The sequence below is a fragment of the Vibrio sp. 1727 genome (assembly GCF_033344415.1).
In the GTDB taxonomy this organism is placed as follows: domain Bacteria; phylum Pseudomonadota; class Gammaproteobacteria; order Enterobacterales; family Vibrionaceae; genus Vibrio; species Vibrio alginolyticus.
Genome location: NZ_JAWPOT010000110.1, coordinates 1 through 965 on the forward strand (window position 1 = coordinate 1; position 965 = coordinate 965).

Consider the following 965-nt stretch of genomic DNA (forward strand, 5'->3'; position numbering starts at 1 on the left):
AGGTAGGGCAGGGATCAACAAAAAAGCCCCTGAACGGGGCTTTTTTAGACGAAAAATTGATTTGACCACATATTATTGTTGGTTCTCTTTTTCGGTAAAGATACCAGCAAATAGCGCCGTACTTAGGTAACGTTCACCTGAGCTTGGCAGAATTGTCACGATGGTTTTTCCTTCAAATTCAGGTAGTTCTGCAATTCGGTTCGCAGCAACAACAGCTGCGCCTGAAGAGATGCCCGCAAGGATGCCTTCTTCTTCCATTAGTCGACGAGCCATCTCAATTGCTTCTTCAGAAGTCACTGGCTCAACTCGGTCGATAATGTCCAAATCTAGGTTTCCAGGAATGAAACCTGCACCGATACCTTGGATTTTGTGTGGTGCTGGTTGAATTTCTTCGCCTGCTAGTGCTTGCGCGATTACTGGTGATTCTGCAGGTTCTACAGCAACAGAAGTGATCGCTTTACCTTTCTCACCTTTAATGTAACGGCTTGTACCAGTGATAGTGCCACCCGTACCAACGCCTGCTACTAGCACATCGATTTCACCGTCTGTCGCATCCCAGATTTCAGGGCCAGTGGTTTTCTCGTGAATTTGCGGGTTAGCAGGGTTGTTGAACTGTTGTAGAAGAAGGTATTTTTCAGGATTGCTTGCTACGATCTCTTCTGCTTTAGCAATTGCGCCTTTCATGCCTTTCGCTGCTTCAGTTAGCTCAAGGTTTGCGCCTAGTGCTTTAAGTAGCTTGCGGCGCTCAAGGCTCATTGATTCAGGCATAGTTAGAGTCAATTTGTAACCGCGAGCGGCTGCTACGAACGCTAATGCGATACCTGTGTTACCACTGGTTGGTTCTACTAGTTCTACTCCTGGCTTTAAAGTGCCAGCTTTTTCTGCTTCCCAAATCATGTTTGCACCGATACGGCACTTAACGCTGAAGCTTGGGTTGCGTGCTTCAATTTTCGCTAGAACGTTAC

The 965-nt window shown here is 46.6% G+C and carries 1 protein-coding gene; it reads right to left on the bottom strand.

Annotation, left to right across the window (positions count from 1 at the left end):
* Positions 1-72: 72 nt before the first annotated feature.
* Positions 73-965, bottom strand: an 893-nt coding sequence (gene cysK, locus R8O10_RS24155; protein ID WP_318191816.1) for a cysteine synthase A, incomplete at its 5' end; no start/stop codon positions are given.